General features: G+C 70.2%; 1 protein-coding gene. It reads left to right on the forward strand.

Annotation, left to right across the window (positions count from 1 at the left end; translation table 11 throughout):
• Positions 1 to 1,526, forward strand: a 1,526-nt coding sequence (locus ACFC1R_RS38760) for an alpha/beta fold hydrolase (protein ID WP_375946421.1), incomplete at its 5' end; no start/stop codon positions are given.
• Positions 1,527 to 1,660 lie beyond the last annotated feature (134 nt).

The raw sequence follows: 1,660 nt of genomic DNA on the forward strand, positions 1-1,660 counted from the left end.
ACGCGCGTCTGACGGGTGAGGCGGCTGCCGTCGAGGCCCTGGACGCCGGGGAGGACCTGGCCGCCGTGCGGTCGGCGCTCGGCTCGGGTGCCGGGGTCGACCCGGAGGCCTTCCACCGGTGGGCCGCCGAGCGTGGCTTCGAGGCGGTCACCACGTGGAGCTCCGAGCAGCCGGCGGCGTTCGACGCGGTCCTGCTGGACGCGGTCAACGGCCTGGCGGTCACCGGCACTTACCAGCCGGGGCGGATCGGTTCCGCTCTGACCAACTCCCCGGCCCGATCCCGGACCAGCGGGGCGTTGGTGACGGCTCTGCGGCAGGCGTTGCAGGCGCAGCTGCCGGACTACATGGTCCCGTCGGCGATCGTCACCCTCGACCACATTCCGCTGACCCCGAACGGCAAGATCGACCGCAAGGCCCTTCCCGCGCCGGACTACACATCCACCGCTGGTGGCCGTGCACCGCGCACGCCGCAGGAAGAGCTCCTCTGCACCCTGTTCGCCGAAATCCTCGGCCTGCCCGGCGTCGGGATCGACGACAACTTCTTCGACCTCGGCGGCCACTCGCTGCTGGCGACCCAGCTCACCAGCCGGATCCGGACCACCCTCGGCACCGAGACGCCCCTCCAGGCGCTCTTCGAGGCGCCGACCGTCGCCGAGCTCTCCGCGAGCCTTGACGCCGGCACGCCCAGCAGTGCCTACGAGGTCCTGCTGCCGCTTCGAAAGCGAGGGCTGCACGCTCCGCTGTTCGTCGTGCACCAGGGAGCGGGCATGTGCTGGTCGTACGCCGGTCTCCTGCCGCACCTCAGCGCGGACTTCCCGGTCTACGGACTCCAGGCCCACGGACTGGCTCATCCCGATGAGCTCAGGAACAGCGTCGAGGAGGTGGCGGACGACTGCATCGAGCAGATGCTGAAGGTGCAGCCCGAGGGGCCCTACCACCTGATGGGGCATTCGTTCGGAGGAATCCTGGCCCACGCCATAGCAGCGCGGCTCGAGGAGCGCGGTGAGCGGGTCGACCTCCTGGTCTTCCTGGACTCCGATCCTGCCAAGCCGATCCCCGAGGACCTGCTCCAGGGCCAGGACGAGATGCAGCTGATGTACGGCGCGATTCTGGAGGCGCTCGGGGTCAACACCGAGCAGCTGGCCAACGGGACGCCCACGTTCGAGGAGTTCGCCGAGCTCGCACGCGGGACGAACACGGTCCTCGGGAGTCTCGAGGAGAGCCGGTTCGTCACCCTGATGAGCGTCATCAAGAACAACATCATGCTGATGGGCAAGTACCGCCACGAGCGGGTCTCGACCAACGCGGTGATCTTTGCGGCCACTCGCCACCGCTCCGGATACGTCATCCCGGCGGATGCCTGGAGCGCGTACGTGGACGGTGACGTCGCCCACTACGAGGTGGACTGCACCCACCAGACCATCACGACGCCGCACATGTTCCGGGAGATCGGCCCCCTCGTCGAGGCCAAGCTCCGGAAGCTCGCCGAGAACGCGATCGTTCCCACCCGCACCGAGAAGGAGTAGAGCAACGACGGCCGCGGTCAACACGGACCGGCGGCGGCCTCGCGAAGACCCCGCCCCGGGGGCCCCGGGGGGGTCGGGGGGGGGGGGGGGGGGGCCCCCCGCAAGGGGTGAGGCCCCCGCGGACCCCCCCCCCC

Origin of the sequence: Kitasatospora sp. NPDC056138, assembly GCF_042264695.1 — a bacterium.
Taxonomy (GTDB): domain Bacteria; phylum Actinomycetota; class Actinomycetes; order Streptomycetales; family Streptomycetaceae; genus Kitasatospora.